Raw genomic sequence first — 18,724 nt, forward strand, 5'->3', positions numbered from 1 at the left:
GTAAGAGGATTTCCCGTAGACGGGAGGCCTGGCTTCAGGGGGTGTCATGGAGTCGCTCGACCAGCCTGATTCGGCGGCGATGAGGGCATACGCCGACGAGCTGCGCGCCATGTTCCGGCAGATCCAGGACGCGGGCATGGAGCTGCATGCCCAGGCCAGAGGAGTGCAGTTCACCGAGAAGTCACGCGACGGCCTGGTGTCGGTCACGGTCGGCCCGCGCGGCGAGCTCGTCCGGCTCGACCTGGACCCGCGCATCTACCGGCGGCCCGAGGCACGGCAGCTGGCCGACACGATCGTCGAGACGGCTCAGCGGGCGGCGGCCGGCGCCCGCGAGCGCGTCACGGAGATCCTGGAGCCGGTGATCCCCCGTGCGGAGCTCGAGGCACACCTCGACGGCGACGTCGAAACCGCCCTGACGCAACTCGCCGAGCGGATGGAGGGTGAACGATGAGGCTCTGGGACGGTACGCAGATCATCAAGCCCAGCGTGGACCGGGGGCTGTCCGAGTGGTCGACGATGGCCGAAGACCTCGAACACGAGTCGGCGAGGCTGGTCGCCCTGGTCCAGGAGGCGCTCGACGCCGCCCCGTGGGGTCCCGGCGCCGAGGGGGAAGCGTTCAGGGCCGCCCATTTCCGCAACGACGGCCCCAACCAGATGCTCACCCAGTGCACCCAGCTGGCCAAGGAGATCACCGGTGCGGGGAGCGGGGTGCGCACGGCCGTCGACAACACCCTGAAGATGGATCTCGACATCAAGCGCGACATGGCGGCCGGGCGGGTGCGGGAAATCTGAGGCCCAGGACGTGACGGTCAACGCCGACACCGGGGTCCACGGCTCCGGCAGCAAGAACGGCGGCGGCCTTGCCGCCCCGCGACCAGCGGTCCGCATCGACAGCGACGTCCTCCCCGCGTGGGAGACCGAGGAGCTGCCCGACTGGGTCGTCTACTGGCTGATCCCCCTGCTTTCGGCTGGGCAGAAATGGCCGGGCGCCAGCGAGAGCGGGCTGTCGAAGCTGTCCGAGGCGTACGACACGCTGGCCGAGGGGTCCGTCAGCTCCGCGCCGGCCGCGGGCTCGGCCACGCGCGTCCTCCTGGACGGATGGATCTCGCCCGCGACCGCGAACTTCGTCACCAGGGCCACCTTCCTGTACGGCCACGAGGGCGGGCTGGCCGGGGTGTCCGGGAACGCGCGGGCCTACTCGCAGCAGGCCAACAACTTCGCCGTCGAGACGCAGTACTCCAAGCTCTCCGTCAACGTGGCCTTCTGGGTGACGGTCGTCGCCATCGCGATCGCCCTCTTCGTCGCCTTTTTCACCGCCGGCTCCTCCACCGCGATCATCGGGCCGTACGCGGCGGGCGCCCGCGCGGCCATCACGCGGATCCTCGTCAGGCTCATGACCCTGGGCGGCCGGGAGCTGGGCGTGAGGCAGCTGACCAGAGTGACCGCGCTCAGCGGCGCCACCGGGCGCGGCCTCATCGCCAGGCTGCTGGCCTCACCGATCGGCCGGGAGCTGATCGAGGAGATCGGCGAGGAGTTCTTCATCGACGCGGCCTCCCAGTACCAGCAGCGCGAGATGGGCACCGTCCAGGAGTGGAACTGGGACAAGTCGGCCGCCTCGGTCATCGGCGCGGGCGGCGGCGCGCTCTTCGGCACGGCGCTGGCCGGGCCCGTGTCCCAGATCACCAGCCACGTGCCGGGATTCGCGGGCCGCGCCCTGACCACGGGCCTCACCAACACGATCGCCTCCCCGGCCGGCAGCTTCATCGCCAACGGCGTGGTCTACGACCAGTGGCAGAACCCGTTCACGGCCGATTCCCTCCTGGGCGGCTTCATGGGCGGCGCCGGGCGTACCGGGACGATCAGCCCGTTCAACCCGGAGGTCTACACCGCGCTGGCCCACCCGGTCACCTCTCTCGCCTCCGCCTACGACCTCGCCGCGCACACCGACGCCGGCCGCGCGGCGGGTGGCCCGCCCGGGGGCCCGGCGGACGGGAACACGTCGGGCGGCGGCCCCACGAACGGCGGTCCCCAGCCCGGCATGGCCGGAGCCGTGCGCCAACCCGACCCCGCGGGGCCCACCACCGTGAGGTCCGGCGGGCAGGCGACCGCACCGGCGACCCCGAGGCCCGACGCTCCGGCGACCCCGAGGGCCGACGGCGGCCGGGACGGCGACGGCCGCCGCAACCCCGCCGCGCCGGACCCGGACGCGGCCTCGCAGCGGCGGACCTCCAGGGGCGAGGACCCCGACCAGACAGACCCGAATGCAGCGGCACCCGACGAGGCGGACTCGAGTGCGGCGGCACCCTCCCAGGACGACGCCGCGTCGCAGCCCGCCGGCGACGCGGGCCCGCGACCGGACGACGCCTCCGGAACGGCCCCGACGGGACAGGCGCCGGACGGCACCACCGCGCCCAACGCCGACCCGGCCCAGCCGGACGGCACCCCCGCGCAGCCGGACAGCGCCCCCGCCCAACCGGACGCCAATCCGACAAACTCCGACAACAACTCCACCCAACCCGACGCCAACCAGACAAACCCCGACAACAGCCCCGCCCAGCCGGACGGCCAGACGGTGCCCGACGCCCAAGCGGTGCCCGACGCCCAGGCCGCGACCGGCACGACGACGCTCGCCGACGACGGCTCCGGGCACCCGGTCACCTCCCTCGACGGGTCGGCGCCGGCCGGTCAGCCCATGCCCGCCGCCGTCCGGGCCCGTACGGCGCTGATCGGCGCACTCACCACGAGCTTCCCCGACGCGGTGATCGGCCCGGAGGGCGACCTCCTCATCTCCACCCCCGAGGGCGTGCGCGTGATCTCCGCGGCCACCATGAGCCGCATCCGCTCCGCGCTGGACATGCGGGCCGAGGAGGTCTCGGACGTCTCCGACCTGCAGGCCGAGGCCGCCGCCCTGCTGACGGTCGCCCAGGCCGGGGAGCCGGCCGCCCCCGCGGCGGCCCCGGCGCCCGACGACGCCCCCGCCGCCGCGCCTGCGTACACGAGCAAGCCGGGGACGGTCACGTCGCGGCCGATCGCCGGCACCCGCTACGTGACCGACGGCCGCCAGGGCCCGGACCTGGACCTCGACGAGGTGCGGAGCTCGATAGGAAACTGGCTCGCCCGCCACTTCCTCGACCAGGGCGTCAAGCGCTTCACCTGGTCGACGGATTCGGAGGGCCGCCGGACGCTGGCGGTCCACACGGAGACGGACGGCGTCCACCACTTCCGCCCCGTCATCGGCGGCCTGCCCTCGGACCTGATGGGCCAGACCGAGATCAGGTCGGGCAGGAGCGCGGACGACGCCCACCTGGTGCACTTCAACCCCCGTGTGGACTCCGAGCAACTGTCCAGGGTCTGGCTGCACGAGATCACCGACACACTGCAGGAAGTGCGGTCGGCCGGCGAGGGCAGGCGGCAGGGCTTCCTACGGCGCCGACGCGGCGGCGAGGCCACGCAGGACGCGTGCGTCCCCGCCTTCTACAACGAGTTGTCGTTGCTGGCCGGGAAGTGGCACCAGGCCCAGACGCTCCCGGAGAAGCGGCTCCTCGCCGTCGACATCGACGGCGTGGCGCGCAAGCTGCACGAACGCGGTCACACCCCGCCCCTGCCGCCCTGGGCGCCCGGACAAACCGCCCGGCCGAGCCACGCCCCGGCCTTACCCGGCGAGCACCCGTCCACCCAGGAGGTTCAGGACGTCATCAACGCGCTGATCGAGGCGGAGCATGCGCTCCAGAAGCAGATCAGTGCCAAGAAGGACAGCGCGAAAGAGGCAGGTAAGCAGGCCCGCAAGGCGGCGCGGGACGCGGTGAAGGCGCGGATGCAGCACGACCAGGGCCGGTCCGAGCGGGCCCGCAAGGCGCGGCAGGAGATGCGGACGCACCTGGCCACGCAGAAGCGGCACTCCAGGATCGCGCAGGCGTACGCCCCCGCGCTGGCGGAGGCGACGAAGGCGCGGAAGGTCTACGAGCAACTGCTCGCGGCGATGAGGCAGCCAGGAGGGCCCACCCAGCCGGGAGAGGTCGGCATGGCCGCCATCGCCCGGTCGCTGGAGGCCGAGGCCAGGCGGCGCCACAAGGGCTATCTGGACGCGCTGGCCGAGGCGCTGCCGCACAAGGACAGCCTGTCCACGGCCATGCCGACGGGCCGGCTCGCCCACCTCAACGCGCTCACCACCGCCGTCAACGAGATGTTGGGACGCAACAAGATCGGCCACCAGTTCACCCCGGACGAACTGGAGCGCGCCCTGCGGGCCGACTTCCACAAGATCGTCTCCGACGGCGCCGTGCTGCGCGTCGGCCGCGGCAGCAGGGCGGCGGAAGTGCGGGTCAGGCTCTCACTCTCCGACCTCGTCGAGGTGCTCGACCCGGGCGTCAAGGCATCGGAGATGATGGTCGGCCTGTTCTTCCAGGCGGGCCGCACGGTCACCGCCACCGAGTCGGGCAGCGGCGGGATGAACGTCGGCTTCGACAGCTCCGTCCTGGCGCAACTTCTGGCCGAGGGCGAGGTGCCCAGGACGCTGGTCGAGCTGCTCGGGGTCGGCCTCGGGGTCGCCGCCGGGCGCAACTGGTCGGCGACGGGCGGCGCGGGGATGTACGCGCAGGGCGGCTCCGTCGCCGATAACAGGAGCGAGTCGCTGCTGTTCGACGCCGCCGCGACGTGGACCGTCGACATCCGCACCGGGCAGGACACGAGCTGGCGGGACACCACCGTGGTGAATTCCGGCAAACCCGGCGATTCGCCCGCGCAGCGGATGTGGGTCTCGCACTCCTTCACCGACCAGCCGCCGCGGAAGCTGGCCTGGATCGGCGACGACAAGCGGGACCCGAAGCTCCCCAACCACGTCCTCACCAGCATGGACGGCTTGGAGGAGGCCCTCGACAAGATCGCGGCGACACTCGGCGGGGAGTACACCAAGGTCGGCGCCGTCCCCCACGACCAGCTGCGCACGTTCGTGACCGACGTGCTGCCCCACCGGCTGCGCGATGCCGTCAACAAAGGGCGGGAGCAGGTCTTCACCAGGAACGGTGAGCCGCACGCGAAGGTAACCGCCAAGAGCCGGATCGTGCTCGTGGAGAGCGAGCCGCTGGGCGGGGCGACTTCGGATGAGTGGGAGGAGGAGGTGCTCGTCGACTTCGTCGCGACCCCGGGCGGCGCGTCGTCCGGGGGGTCGCTGGAAGCGAGCGCCTCGGCCGGGTTCAGGCACGACGCGCTGCAGGGGGTCGGCGTCGGCGGCTACCATCCCACCATCGGGCCGCAGGTCAGAGGCTCCCGGGCGGCGTCGCGGTCCTACTCGGCCACCGCCAACAAGCAGGCCATCCACCCGAGCGTGCACAGGAAGACCAGCCACAAGCAGAGCTACCGGCTCGTGGTGGAGACCACGTTCACCGTGGAGGTGATCGGCAAGCCGCCCGTCACGCTGCGGCCGATGCGCAGTGAGGCGGTGGTCAGCATGCGGGAGTCGGCCGCCTACCGCTTCGGCCTGCCCGTCGACAGCGCGGCACTCGTGTACAGGGACGGACAGCCGCTCCTCGACGCGGACGGCAACCAGGTGCTGCGCGGCGACATGAACCCCGATCCGCCGCCGGGGCGCAAGCCCGAGCTGCCCGTGTGGCTCGGCGACGGCCCGGGACAGATGCGGGGCGCCGGCCCCGCCCTCGTCCAGGACATCGACGGGCTGGACGAGGTCAGGGATCAGGTGCTGGACGAGCTCGCCGAGCGCGGGATCATCCCGAAGACCGTGAACGGCGTGCCGCAGTACTCGTCCAACCTGCTCGCGCGCGCCTCCCAGATTCTCAATCGCCAGGAGGTCATGGAGCAGCTCTCCGAGCACCGGATCAGGTCCGGGTACGACTCGCTGGCCCAGGACGGCATTCAGGTCGACCTGGTGATGCACGGCCTGAACAGCACGCCGGAGCACTACGTGCTGCACCTGTCGCTGAAGCAGGACTTCGACGACGTGAAGTACCTCGGGTACACGGAGTCGGAGACGGTGGTCAACCTCGAAATCGGCTCCGACACCTCGGCCCAGGGCACGAGCAGGTCCAGGACGTACGGGGGCGGCGCCTCCGTCAGCGAGAGCGACGGTCCCGACCAGGGGCACGACGGCCTGTCGCACGAGGCGGGCGTCAATGCCGGCGGCAACCGCACCCGTACGGCGGGCTCGAGCGACGGCGACACGGTCAACGTGGTGCCCATCCTGCACGAGAGCACCGGCCCGGTCGCGGGCTTCTCGGTGCGCCACGACCTGACCGCCACGCTTGTGCACGACGGCACGACGACCACCCTGGCGTCCGAAAGTGGTAGGGCCAAGCTGCTGTTCGCGGCGGACCACCTTCCTTCAGAGGACGGATCGGCGCCCATGCCCATCGGCAAGATGTCGCGGAAGGTGCTGTCCAGGGCGAAGCTCATCCACTTCGACACGCACGGCAGTCTGGAGTCCGCGGCGAAGCAAGTGCTGCCGAGAGGTATGCGCGAGGATTCGGTGGCGTACCAGATGATCAAGGCGACCCTGGGCGTGCGCAATCTCGTCGCCCATCCCAGGACGCTGATGAGGATGCTCACCAGCGGCCTCGGGATCCGCACCCGCGGAATGCCCACCCGCTCGTCGCTGACGGTGCGGGGCGAGGTCGGCGACACGGAAGTGGTGGGCGTCGTCGACCAGGTGAACGGCGACATCCTGTTCGGGCTCGGCAGCGCCGGCGTGTCCTGGGGCGGGTCGTCCGGCGTGTCCGCCGGCGCCTCGACGAACGTCTCCGACCTCGACGACGGCGGCACGTCGAACGACGGCGGCAAGCTCTCGCTGCCTTCCCGGTCGGGAGGCACCTCCGACTCCACGTCGATCCTCGACATCTGGGGCACCGAGGAGCTCACGATCTTCTTCGGCCGCCAGTACGTCCTGCGTGCCAACGTGGACCTCACCCTCACCGGCTCGGAGAACGCGGCGCACGCGCTGCCGCTGGGGGACCGGGTCCCGCTCGGCGAGAACAGCGAGGCCCCGGCACAGGGCACCGGGCTGTTCCTGCTTCCCGAGGAGGAAGCGCTGCAGCTGTACTCCGAAGGCGAGCTCCCGCTGCCGGGCGCCCTGGTGGCCGACGCCATCGAGCGGCTGCTCAACGGCAGCCTGCCCCTCGACCCGTCCCTCGCCGTGCCCCTCGTCCAGAGGTACGTCATGGACGTGGCCAAGGCGCGAAGGGCCGGCGAGGACGTGGGGTACGCCGACCGCACCCCCCGGCGGGCGCTGCTCGCCAAGCTCCAGGAGCTGACGGGCCTTGGCCCGCAGGCGACCACGGCCCGGCAGGCGAATGAGGAGAAGCGGCTGGACGAGACGCTGAGCGAGGCGGCGGACCTGGTCGAGCGCTCCAGGGAGGTCGTGCTGTCGCCGTCGAACGAGGACGGGATGGGCCTGGGCACGACGGAATCGCTCGAACTGACCGACGAACAGGGCAATCCCATCGACGTCGCGGACGCCGTGCTGAAAGCCGTGCGAGCCGCCGCCCCCGAGGTGGTGGACGGGAGTCCGACCCTGAGCGAGGAGCTGAGCGTCAACTTCTCCCAGGACGCCGTGAAGATCCACGTTCCCGACATGTTCTCGGCGCGTGGCTTCCAGAAGAGCTACCACGTGCAGGTGGGCTCCCAGGTCGGGCAGGCCGAGGAGGTGACCGTCACGACCCGGCTGGTGTACGACAACCCCGCAGACTCCCGCAAGGCCACCTTGCTCTCGCGCTTCAAGCAGGCCGGGGTCATCATGCAGCGCTACCGCTACACCGATCTGTCGCACTCCGAGTCGTACAACGGCTCCTACTCCGCGGGCCTGGACTACGGCAGTTCGGACCAGGGCGACGGCCGCGGGGCCGGCGTGTCGACGGACCGGGGCCGCTCTTACACCGGCTCCACCAACCAGCAGGGCACGCGGCTGCAGCGGGTGGCCCGGTTCAACGGCATCAACCGGGTCAAGCAGAAGCCCAGGCTGGTCATCGAGGTCAAGCGCACGCCGGTGCGTGGAGGCACGATCCCGGCCAAGGTCCAGCAGGCGGCGGGCAAGCTCCGGCGCAGGCCCCCCTCCACCCACACGGTCGAATACGACGCCACGCTGGTGCGGCGCATCCCGATCGGCATGGTTCGGCCCGTCGACGAGGATCCGGGGCAGGTCGTCATGACGTCCGATCCCCGGCAGGTCGAGCTGCATCCCGGCTTCTTCACGGACGCGCTGTGGGAGGACCCGCGTAAACCCAGCCTTTTCGACGTCGTCACCGCGCAGCTGACGAAGATGCTGGGCGCCAAGGCGGTCACGGAACGCCTGTCCGAGATAACCAAGCGGCTGTCCCTGGGGGCGCTGCTGACCGGGTTCGAACGGATGACGGGGCCAGGCGGCGACATCGTCGTGCGGGTGGCCAGGCAGAAGTTCAAGGACCAGGGCGCCCAGGTCAGGATCCGGGCCCGCATGTCGGACTTCACCATCGTCGCCGGCCCGTTCGAGGCGGAGAAGGGAGAGGTCGACAGGACGGCCAACGCGCAGAACGTGACGGTGTCCCGCGGTCGCGCGCTGCCGGTCGGCGAGAGCGGCAGCATGAGCGACGGCCAGTCGGGACTCAACGGCGGCGTGCGGGCCGGGGAGCAGGCGTCCGAGAGCGTGACCGACCACAACGGGGGGCGCCGCGAGCGCACCAAGTCCGAGAAGAGCCAGGCCTACACCGTCCGGCTCAGGGTGGACTACGACTTCACCTTCGAGCACGTGGCGCGGCTGCGGAACGGAGACGAGCGCGTCGTCGGCGACCCGATCCATCTGCCGGGCGCCAGCAGCGGCTGGGTGGATGTGACGCTCTTCGAGGAGGAGATCGCGGAGCTGCGCGCCCGGGTGGAGGCGAACGTGCGGCTCGCGCCCCTCGTTGATCAGGGATGGCCGACGTTCAAGTTCGTGCCGGCCGAGGGCCGCGTAGGGCTGATCCAGGTCCTGCAGGACGCGCGCCTGGCCGCCCGCGAACGCCGTGCGGTGGCCCGTGTGACGGTCCGGGAGGCGGACGGCCTCCATCGTTACGTGGCCGCCCCTGACGGCTCGGTGCACAGCGAGACCCCCGACGGCGGGTTCGCCGAGGCCTTCACCACCCTCTCCCCCGCGGTGCTGGACGCCGCCCACCAGGTCGGCCTCGATCTGCGCGACGTCTTCATGAACTCCGAGAACCCCGGCACCTTCTCCCATCAGGTCAAGGCCGAGCTGATGGCGCGTGGCGTCTTCGCGCTCGACACCGCCAAGCCGGCCTGGCCCGCCGACCGGGAAGAGGAGAACCAGCCGGTGGGAGGCAGCGTCGCCCAAGGGGTGGCCATGTCGGATCCCGCGATCGAGGGCACGCCCTTCAGCCGGTCGGCCCGGCCCGACGGGGTCCCCGACCTGACCGTGGACGAGCTGCGCAACCAGAACATCACCCTCGGCGACCTGGGCGGCGCCGCCGCGCACGTCGCCTGGAACGGCGACACGATGACCGTCCAGGTCCCCAACGCGCCCGATCAGCACGTCCGCGTGCTGATCGGTGAACCTGGCGAAGGGCTCGACGCCTCCACCGAGTTGCGTGCGGGCACGGCGGACGACCCGCACGTCATGCGCTTCTGGCCGCGCGTGCACCCGGACGTGGTGTCGTCGGTCCTGGTGCACGAGCTCTCGCACGTCCTTCAGGAGACGCTCGCCGCGTCGTCGGGCGCCCCGCAGGGCGTGATCAGGACCGCCTTGTCGGAACACCAGACCGAGGGCACCGACTACTGCCTGCTCCCCCGCCTGAACGAGCACGCCCACCTGTCGCGCAAGTGGCACGCGACCTCCGACCCGGCCACGCGCTCGCTCCTGGCCGACGCGATCGACGCCATCGCGGCCGACCTCGAACGCCGCGGCCACACCCCGCCCGCGCCACCGTGGGGAACGGGCCCGCGGGCGCCGGCCGCCCCTCAGCCGCTGAGCCGGCTCGCGCGGCTGCTCAACGGGGGAGGTCCGGTGGGGCTGGACACCTCGCCGGCCGGGCTCGGCAGGCTGGCGCAGACCGCCGGCGTCGCCGACCTGGCTCCGGCGGGGCCCCTGGGCGAGTTCACGGTGTCCACCAGGAGCGGGACCTTCACCGTGGCGCTGGCCGACGCCGCGCCAGGCGCCACGGACGTGACCGTCGACTCGCGCGAGCCGGGGCGGCTGGCGCTTCGCGTGCCCGCCGACGGAGGCGGGCGCGGGGTCGTCGCGGTGGCCGAGCAGATCGCCGCGCACGCGGCCGCGCTGGACGGCCGCCCGGCGGGCCGGACGCTCGGCCCGGGGCCGGCCTTCGGCGCACACCCCACGGCGCCGGGACAGATGCTCGGGGTGGCCGACGCCGCGACGCTCGCGCGGCTGCGCGGGCTGGCCCGCGCGGTCACCGAAGGCGGCTGGAGCGGCGCGGCCGAGGCGCTGCGTGCCGAGGCGGCGCGGGCCGGCCTGGCGCCCGGCCAGGCCGGAGCGGCGCCCCGGTTGCTGGCGCTGGCGCGGGCGGGCGAGCTCTCTCCCGCCGACGTCACGGCGATCCGCGGCCATGCGACGCTGCCGGAGACGGCCGCGGCCAGGGCCGTCGAGCGCGGCGCGGCGCTCATGGGCGCCCGGGTCCACGACTACGGCTCCGGCCTGCTGGACATCGTGCTCCCCGGCCGCCCGCCCATCCCCGTCGAGGTGCGGTCGGCTCCGGTGGGTGACACTGCGGGTGACACGGGCATGCTGACCGTCCAGGTGGACGGCCGCCGCACGATCGGCGCGAACGAGCGGGCCGCCGCCGCGACCGTTGCCGGAGCGGTCGCCCGTACGCTGGGCGCGACGGCCGCCGGCGACCAGGCGGCCCTGGCCGAGCTGTACGAGGCCGTGCGCCAGGCGCGCGCGGCCACCGTCCGCCAGCGGCCGGCCCGGCTCGGCGTGCTCCACGACCTGCTCGCCACCACCCGCCCCCAGGTGTGGCAGCTCGTCCCGCAGCCGCTGGCCACCGAGCTCGCCAGGCTGGCGGACGGGGCGCGTCCCCGGGACCTGCCGGCGTACATGGACCGCCTGCGCACGCTCGCCAACGCGACCGGCTGGGACGAGCCGGAAGAGGAGAACTGCCGGTGCCCCGCCGACGGGCCGTGCGAGTGCGGCCTGCGCACCGGGCAGGCACCGGCCGTGGCACGCACGATGGCGGTGTGACCGGGATCGCGCGTTCCGGCATGATGGGACTCCCGAGGAGAGGACGGCTATGGCATTCGCGGTGGCGCGGACGAGGGATGAGGCGCATCTCTACCTCGATCTGCACCCGTGCGCCTGCGGGTCGGTGGACACGACCTGGCACAGCGGGCTGGTGAGCGTCGAGGAAGGTCTGGTCAACCGCTATTCCGGCGGGTGCGGGGAGTGCGGGACGGCCCGGGAATACCTGTTCGGCCTGCCGGAGCGTCCCGTGCTGCCCACCGGCTATCCGACGTTCGGCGGGACGGAGCCGTCCGAGCTGCTCGACGCGGGCGAATGGTTGTGGGTGGCCGACGTGAGCGCGGGCAACGTGCCGGTGGACGACCAGGCCGAGGCCCGGCGCACGCTGCGGGTCGCGACCGCGGCCGTCGAGGAGGTCGTCAAGTTCGTGCCGCCGGGGGCGGACGCGGTGCCCGACGACGGGTTCTGGTCCGAGCGCGGGCAGCAGTTGCGGGCGGACGACCCCGGCAGGTTCCAGCTCGACCGGCTGCTCGTCGTCAGGGACACCTACCAGGACCTGGCGGGCCGGCATGCCTGAGCGCGGTCTGGCCCGTTCCCTCGTGGAGGCATACGTCTACTTCGACCTGGTGGCCGGCGGCGGTGAGGCGGGCGCGTCGCGCCGGGCGGTGGTCGAGCAGGACCCGGACGGCTGGGTGGTGCGGCTCGGCGGCGCGGAGGTCCTGGTTCCCGAGGAGGCCGAGGTCGTGGCGAGGCAGGCGGGGCTGTTCTTCGGCACCGGCCTCTCCGAGCTGATCGACCCCGGCCAGTGGGTGCTCATCGCCACCACCTACGCGAGCCGGGCTCTGGAGGGCGCGCTGTTCTTCGCCGCGGACCCCTCGGACCCCGAGGCGTTCGGCAAGGTCGAGACCGACTGGCGCTTCGCCGCCGACGCCGTGGCCGAGGCGTTGAAGTTCTTCCCCGGCGGCGCCGCCGAGCTGCCCCCTGACGACTTCTGGAGCGAGATGGGCAGGGCATTGCGGGAGTCCGAGCCCCATCGGCTCACCAGGCAGAAGCTGGAGAGCGATCTCGCCTTCTACCGCCAGAGCCTGGACGACTTCCGCCGTCTCCACGACCGCTGAGGGTCGGCCTCGGTCAAACGATTGATCTCTGGGTCACACCCGTAATATTTTATCGATTATGGTGCGACGCAGCCGAATCAGAAACGTGATGGTCATCCTGGTCGCGGTCTTACCGGCGACCGCCGCGACGCAAGCCCTGGCGTCGGCCTCCGCCCCGCTCACCGTGTACGTGTCGCCGGACGGCAGGGATGGGGCCCGCGGCACCGAGCAGGACCCGTTCGCGACCGTCGAGCAGGCCCGCGACGCGCTGGCGGGCCGGACGAGCGCCCGCTCCCCCGGGACCGTCCGCATCAGGGGCGGCGTCTACCGGACGTCCAGGACCGTCCAGCTCAGCGGGGAGCGCAACTCCTACGTCACCTATGCCGCCTATAGGGGCGAGCGGGTGGAGTTCGCCGGGGTCACCACGCTCTCGCCGGAGAAGTTCCGCAGGCTGAGCGACCTCCCGGCGGGCGAGGCCAAGTGGTCGTCGAAGTCGCGGGTCCGGGACTCGGTGTCCGGCAATGTCTACGTCTACGACCTGGCCGCCGAGGGCATCCCCGCCGGGCGGCTCAACAAGAACGGGTTCAACTGGAAGCCGCAGCCGTACGCGCCCGAGTTGATCAACGACGACGTCGCGCAGACCCTGGCGCAGTATCCGAATGGCGGCGAGAAGCTGGACCGCGCCGACCTCACCGTCAAAGAGGCGCCGAAGGGCGCCCGCGACTACTTCTCGGACAAGACCGCCGACGGCACCACCCTGCCCTACGAGGACATGCTGAAGCTGCCCGGCCCCGCCTACACCGCGGTCGACCCCGCACTCAAGGAGCGCTCCGCCACGTGGGCCCCGCCGCCCGGCGGGACCCCCGACAACACGACGTACGAGACCGACGGCTGGCTGTCCGGATATTTCGGCAACAACTATGCCAACGACCGCGTACGCATCGACTCCGTCAACGGTGACGAGCTCAGGACCCGCTACCCCACGATGTACGCGGCCACGGACAAGTGGACGTCGTTCGTGGCCCAGAACGTGCTGAGCGAGCTGGACGCCGAGGGCGAGTACTACATCGACCGCTGGAACGGCGGCGACGCCCTCTACTACTACCCGCCCGGCGGCACGGTCGAAGGCAAGCGGATCAGCCTGACCTCCTTCGACGCCCCCTTCTTCACGCTGGAGAACGTCAAGGGGGTGACGCTCAAGGGGCTGAAGCTCAACGGCACGACCGGCACCGGCGTACGCCTGCTGGACGCGGAGTCGTGCACCATCGACGGCCTGGAGATCCTCAACGTGAGCATGGACGCGGTCGCGATCGGCGAGGCCAACGACGCGATCACGGCCATCGCCGAATACCGCACGAGCCGGGGCGGCCACCGCAACCGGGTGGTCAACAGCAGGCTGCACGACCTGGGCGGCGGCGGGGTGTTCACGGCCGGCGGCGACCGCGACTCGCTGGAGCGCGGCGACCACGTCGTGGAGCACAACGAGATCTACGACTTCTCCAAGCTCGCCACCTACACCCCGGCGGGCTACCTGTACGGCGTCGGCAACACCTTCAGGTACAACAACGTCCACGACGCGCCACACATGGCCATCCAGATCATGGGCAACGACATGGAGGTGAGTCACAACCGGTTCGAGAACCTCGTGACGAACGCCTCGGACCAGGGGGTGATCTACGCGGGCCGCGACTACACGTACCTGAACAACGTGATCTCCTACAACCTGTTCAGGAACGTCGGGCCGAAGGGCAACCAGGCCGTCTACATGGACGACGGGATGTCGGGGATGGTGATCCACCACAACTTCTTCGACGGGGCCCAGCACGGCCTGTTCTACCAGTCGGGGCACAGCAACGTCGCGACCGACAACGTGTTCAAGGACGTGACGTACGTCGGGCACGACAAGCTCTACCACGAGAGCGGCGGGCGGCTGCCGGTGCCCAACTCCAAGGTCGTGGTCGAGCGCTTCAACGACATGCTGAAGGCCGGCGACGGCACCGGCTTCACCAACACGCGCGAGAACGTCGAGAAGTGGTACCGGCACTACGGCCGCCAGTACCCGAACATCCGGTCCTGGTACGTCCCGGCGGACGCGAGCGGCCGGATCTGCACCGCCGTCGGCACCACGGAGTGCACGGAGGCGTACGTCTGGCGCGACCCGGACTCCGTGTACGTGCCGTCCCACAACGTGCTGACCCGGTCGGTGAGCATCGCGTCGGGCGGCTTCGCCTACACCGACGACGCCGGCGGCCTGAGCAACAAGACGTTCAACCCCGACTTCGACTCCTACAACGTCAGGAAGGACACCGCCGCCGGCTTCGCCTTCGACCCGGCGACGGGGAAGTTCGACGCGGCCGCCACGCCGCTGAACTCGGCCGAGGGCTTCGGCCGGAGGTGGGTGCGGGAGTGGAACGCGCGCTTCACCCTGGAGGACATCGGGCCTCACTGACTCCACGACTGACAGAAAAGCGGCGCCATGTAAAGATCGAGACTCGGCGAACCCTTCTTTCGGAATTGAGCAAGATCTGCTTCTGCCCTTCCCGATGGTTTCGGGTCATCGTGAGGACGTGCATCCGACCCCCCGGCAACAGGAGCAGGTCCTCATGGTCAGACGATCCCGCGCGCTACTCGCCGCTTTCGCCCTCTCTGTGATCACCGTACTCGGGTTCGCCTTGCCCGCCCACGCGGTGACCTTGGAGCAGAAGCTCGCCGCTCTTTCCGGCTTCTCGCAGCCCACGGCCGCCAGCGCCTCGTCCTGGCGGGCGGCCTGGGAGAACCAGGCCGCGTGGGCCGACTACGCCTTCGACTGGTCGACCGACCTGTGCTCGAGCAGCCCGGACCAGCCGCTCGGCTTCGATTTCCGGATGCCGTGCAGAAGGCACGATTTCGGTTACCGCAACTACAAGGACGTGAGCCAGTTCCCGGCGAACAAGTCGCGCATCGATGACTCGTTCTACTACGACATGAAGCAGGTGTGCGCCAGGTACTCGGGCGTCTCCAAGTCCACCTGCAACGGCCTGGCCTGGACGTACTACCAGGCGGTCAAGGAGTTCGGGAACCTCAACGTCACCCAGGAGCAGATCCAGGAAGTGCAGCAGGAGGCGCAGCTGAGCGCCCAGAACGCGGAGAGCGTCGAATCCTGACAACGAAAAGGGCGGGGATGCCTTGGCATCCCCGCCCTTTTCGTGCGGTGCGCCGCCAGGGACTCGAACCCCGGACCCGCTGATTAAGAGTCAGCTGCTCTAACCAACTGAGCTAGCGGCGCTTGCAGAGAGGAATATACCGGTGATCCGCATCCTGGTCGAATCGGTAGCAGGCGGGCCTGTCGGGCGGTCAAGGCTAGAATAAAGTTCGGCCCCCGGCTCCGGCAGACAGGATCATCGATGTTCGACTCTCCCGCCGAGGTGGCGGAGCGGCTCGCCGCCGTCGACTACCTCTCCGACGACGCCATCTCCACCTCGGTGTTCCTGGCCGCGGCGCTGGGCAAGCCGCTGCTGGTCGAAGGCCCCGCGGGCGTGGGGAAGACGCAGCTGGCCAAGGCCGTGGCCCTGGCGACCGGGGCCGAGCTGATCAGGCTGCAGTGTTACGAGGGGCTCGACGAGGCCAGGGCCCTGTACGAGTGGAACTACAAGAAGCAGCTGCTCAGGATCCAGGCCACCAGCGCGGACGACGACATCTTCTCCGAGGAGTTCCTGCTGGAGCGGCCGCTGCTGAAGGCGATCAGGGCCGCCGGCCCGACCGTGCTGCTCATCGACGAGACCGACAAGGCAGACGTCGAGGTCGAAGGGCTGCTGCTGGAGCTGCTGTCGGACTTCCAGATCACGATCCCGGAGCTGGGCACGATCGCCGCCACGCGCCGGCCGTACGTGGTGCTGACCTCCAACGCCACCCGCGAGCTGTCCGAGGCGCTCAAGCGGCGCTGCCTCTACCTGCACCTCGAATACCCCACCCCCGAGCGGGAGCGGGACATCGTGCTCAGCCAGGTGCCGGGCATCCGGGCCGACCTGGCCGAGCGGCTGGCCAGGACAGTGGCCACGTTGCGGGCGCTGGAGCTGAAGAAGGCGCCGTCGGTGGCCGAGACCGTCGACTGGGCCAACACGCTGCTGGCGCTCGGGCGGGACGACCTCGACGAGGCCACCGTGGCCGGGACGCTGGGCGTGGTGCTCAAGCACGCCTCCGACCAGGCGCGGGCGGTCAAGGAGCTGGGGTTGCCGGATGTCGCTGATCGATAGGCATGTCGGGTTCGTGCGGGCGCTGCGCGAGGCCGGGATCCCGGTGTCGGTGGCCGAGGGGCTGGACGCCGCGCACGCGCTGCGGGTGATCGAGCTCAGCGAGCGGGAGTCGCTGCGCGCCGCCTACGCGGCCACGCTGGTCAAGAAGCCCGCGTACCGGCCGGGGTTCGACGTGCTGTTCGACCTGTGGTTCCCGGCCTCGACGTCCGGCATGCACACCGAGCGCGCCGAGCGGCCGATCGACCTGGAGACGGCGCCCGTCGACGAGCTGCGCGACCATCTCGCCCGGCTCCTGACCGGCGGCACCGACCAGGAGCTGCGCGAGTTCGCCCAGGCCATGGTGGGGCGCTTCGGCCACCAGCCGGCGGCCACCCCCGGGCGGCAGAACTGGTTCTCCTACAGCGTCATGCGCGCCCTCTCCCCCGAGACGCTGATGGCCCGCATCCTCCAGAACGTCCTGCAGGGCCAGGAGCGCGGCGGCCTGGCCGAGAAGAACGCCCGCAGGACGGTCTACGACAACACCCGGCGCTTCGAGGAGGCCGTGGCCACCGACGTGCGCCGCCGCATCGCCGAGGACTCGGGGATCGAGCGCATCGCCCGCTCCGCCGTCCGGCCCCCGCTCGACCAGATCGACTTCCTCCGCATCACCAAGGCGGATCTGGCCAGGCTGCGCCGCGAGGTCCATCCGCTGGCCAGACGCCTGGCCACCCGCCTGACGATCAAGCAGCGCAAGGGCAGGCGCGGCCGCCTCGACTTCCGCAGGACCGTGCGGGCCTCGCTGCAGAGCGGCGGCGTGCCGCTGACCACGCACTTCAGGCCACCGCGGCCGCACAAGCCCGAGCTGGTCATCCTCTGCGACACCAGCGACTCGGTCTCGTCGTTCGCCCACTTCACGCTGCTGCTCACGTACGCGCTGAGGGAGCAGTTCACCAAAGTGCGGGCGTTCGGGTTCGTGGACACGGTGGACGAGATCACCCGGTTCTTCGTCCCCGGCGCCGACGTGGTCGAGGCCATGACCAGGCTGACGAACGAGGCCGACATGGTGCGCTTCGGGCGTACCAACTACGGGCACTCGCTGGAGCGCTTCGCCGAGCGGTACGGCGACGCCATCGGGCCCAGGACCTCGCTGCTGATCCTGGGCGACGCCCGCTCCAACTACCAGCCACCCGCCCTGGACGTGCTCAGGTCGCTCGTGGGCCGCTCACGGCACGCGTACTGGCTCAACCCCGAGCCCGTGGCGCAGTGGGACACGGGAGACTCGGTCGCGAGCGAGTACGGAGCGGTCGTCCCCATGCACGAGTGCCGCAACGTCGCCCAGCTCACGGCCTTCATCGAGACGCTGGCCTGAAGCCTGAGGCGCCGGCCTGAAGCCGCCGGCGCCGGCTTGAAGCCTCAGGCGCGGTGCAGCTCCCTGGCCGCGGTGCGGGTCAGCAGCTCGATCTGCTCGGCGTTGAGCGCGACGTGGTCGGCCGACTTGATCACCTTGGCCGCCAGCCGCGGCTTGAGCAGCGTCAGGCCCTCGGCGACCACGATGCCGCCCTTGGGCAGCAGCCCGCAGTGGACGGCGAGCAACGGCGTGATCGTCACCGGGATGCGCGTCTCGCGGCTCAGCAGCTCGGCGAACGCCTCGGAGGCCTCCACCAGCGGCTTGGCCGTCTTGGTGCCGTACTTCTCGCCGAAGAACAGCCGGCCGGCGTAGCAGGCGATCTCGGTGTCGGGGCTCCAGGACTCGTTGTCGATGATCCACAAGCCGCCCGGGCCGATCACCAGATGGTCGATCGACGCCTGGCCACGGATGGCGCGGCCGTCGAGCACGGTGTAGCCGAGGCGGCCGAGGGACCTGCGCAGCAGCTTCCCGGTGATCGCCTCTCCCTTGCGCGCACCGCGCCACACGGCCGTCGCGTGGAAGGAACGCCAGTCGAGGAGCCAGTCGCCCGCCGCCACGAGCCCGGCCAGGAGCAGGCCGAACAGCGGAGCGGCCCCGGACATGCCGAACCTCAGCGCGAGCGCTACCCCGATCACGAAGCCCACGGCCGCCTTGACATAACGGGACTTGCGCCGGTTGGACGCGTCCTCACGCCAGAACTTCTCGTACCACCACTGCGGAGAAGACCCTGTGTACTTCTCGTCTGGTTGCACATAGATAGAGCCACCGGGCACGGCAAACCCCCAATGTAGATGTGATGCAGGATCTGCCACGCCGAAGATCCCTCGCCAGTCAAGGGATA

At 71.0% G+C, this 18,724-nt stretch carries 10 protein-coding genes and 1 tRNA gene; 9 read left to right on the forward strand and 2 right to left on the reverse strand.

Annotation, left to right across the window (positions count from 1 at the left end; all coding sequences use genetic code 11):
- The first annotated feature begins 46 nt into the window (after positions 1-46).
- From ACIHFD_RS05875 to ACIHFD_RS05905, 7 genes are all read left to right on the forward strand, one after another.
- Entirely contained in the window at positions 47-451 is a 405-nt protein-coding gene (locus ACIHFD_RS05875; protein WP_350728221.1) for a YbaB/EbfC family nucleoid-associated protein, read from the forward strand.
- Positions 448-792 carry a hypothetical protein gene (locus ACIHFD_RS05880; RefSeq protein WP_397365799.1) on the forward strand — a complete coding sequence of 115 codons (345 nt, stop codon included), beginning with the start codon at positions 448-450 and terminating at the stop codon, positions 790-792. The genes ACIHFD_RS05875 and ACIHFD_RS05880 overlap by 4 nt, the downstream gene beginning before the upstream one ends.
- A 10-nt stretch (positions 793-802) precedes the next feature.
- Positions 803-11,170, forward strand: a complete 10,368-nt coding sequence (locus ACIHFD_RS05885; RefSeq protein WP_397365800.1) for a hypothetical protein — start codon at positions 803-805, stop codon at positions 11,168-11,170.
- Positions 11,171-11,219: 49 nt separating this feature from the next.
- Positions 11,220-11,744, forward strand: a complete 525-nt coding sequence (locus ACIHFD_RS05890) for a hypothetical protein (RefSeq protein WP_397365801.1) — start codon at positions 11,220-11,222, stop codon at positions 11,742-11,744.
- Complete coding sequence (locus ACIHFD_RS05895) at positions 11,737-12,285, forward strand: hypothetical protein (RefSeq protein WP_397365802.1); 549 nt, start codon at positions 11,737-11,739, stop codon at positions 12,283-12,285. The genes ACIHFD_RS05890 and ACIHFD_RS05895 overlap by 8 nt, the downstream gene beginning before the upstream one ends.
- Before the next feature lie 88 nt (positions 12,286-12,373).
- Positions 12,374-14,713 (forward strand): right-handed parallel beta-helix repeat-containing protein, encoded by a 2,340-nt coding sequence (locus tag ACIHFD_RS05900; RefSeq protein WP_397365888.1) that lies wholly within the window; start codon positions 12,374-12,376, stop codon positions 14,711-14,713.
- 154 nt (positions 14,714-14,867) lie between these two features.
- Entirely contained in the window at positions 14,868-15,407 is a 540-nt protein-coding gene (locus tag ACIHFD_RS05905) for a phospholipase (protein ID WP_397365803.1), read from the forward strand.
- Positions 15,408-15,455: 48 nt separating this feature from the next.
- On the opposite strand, the gene ACIHFD_RS05910 is transcribed toward ACIHFD_RS05905, so the two are convergent.
- Positions 15,456-15,529 (reverse strand) — tRNA-Lys (locus ACIHFD_RS05910).
- 118 nt (positions 15,530-15,647) lie between these two features.
- On the opposite strand from ACIHFD_RS05910, the gene ACIHFD_RS05915 reads away from it, so the two are divergent.
- Positions 15,648-16,496, forward strand: a complete 849-nt coding sequence (locus ACIHFD_RS05915; protein ID WP_185067936.1) for a MoxR family ATPase — start codon at positions 15,648-15,650, stop codon at positions 16,494-16,496.
- Entirely contained in the window at positions 16,480-17,844 is a 1,365-nt protein-coding gene (locus ACIHFD_RS05920; RefSeq protein ID WP_397365804.1) for a VWA domain-containing protein, read from the forward strand. The genes ACIHFD_RS05915 and ACIHFD_RS05920 overlap by 17 nt, the downstream gene beginning before the upstream one ends.
- A gap of 44 nt (positions 17,845-17,888) precedes the next feature.
- Here ACIHFD_RS05920 and ACIHFD_RS05925 read toward each other — a convergent pair whose 3' ends face one another.
- Positions 17,889-18,635, reverse strand: coding sequence for a nuclease-related domain-containing protein (locus ACIHFD_RS05925; RefSeq protein ID WP_355199550.1), 747 nt, complete (start codon positions 18,633-18,635; stop codon positions 17,889-17,891).
- Positions 18,636-18,724 lie beyond the last annotated feature (89 nt).

This window comes from Nonomuraea sp. NPDC051941, from assembly GCF_044593615.1.

What these genes read in the sequence shown, in the direction of transcription:
- ACIHFD_RS05875 (WP_350728221.1), top strand. Translation starts at nt 47, where the DNA reads ATGGAGTCGCTCGACCAGCCTGATTCGGCGGCGATGAGGGCATACGCC.
- ACIHFD_RS05880 (WP_397365799.1), top strand. Translation starts at nt 448, where the DNA reads ATGAGGCTCTGGGACGGTACGCAGATCATCAAGCCCAGCGTGGACCGG.
- ACIHFD_RS05890 (WP_397365801.1), top strand. Translation starts at nt 11,220, where the DNA reads ATGGCATTCGCGGTGGCGCGGACGAGGGATGAGGCGCATCTCTACCTC.
- ACIHFD_RS05895 (WP_397365802.1), top strand. Translation starts at nt 11,737, where the DNA reads ATGCCTGAGCGCGGTCTGGCCCGTTCCCTCGTGGAGGCATACGTCTAC.
- ACIHFD_RS05900 (WP_397365888.1), top strand. Translation starts at nt 12,374, where the DNA reads ATGGTCATCCTGGTCGCGGTCTTACCGGCGACCGCCGCGACGCAAGCC.
- ACIHFD_RS05905 (WP_397365803.1), top strand. Translation starts at nt 14,868, where the DNA reads ATGGTCAGACGATCCCGCGCGCTACTCGCCGCTTTCGCCCTCTCTGTG.
- ACIHFD_RS05915 (WP_185067936.1), top strand. Translation starts at nt 15,648, where the DNA reads ATGTTCGACTCTCCCGCCGAGGTGGCGGAGCGGCTCGCCGCCGTCGAC.
- ACIHFD_RS05920 (WP_397365804.1), top strand. Translation starts at nt 16,480, where the DNA reads ATGTCGCTGATCGATAGGCATGTCGGGTTCGTGCGGGCGCTGCGCGAG.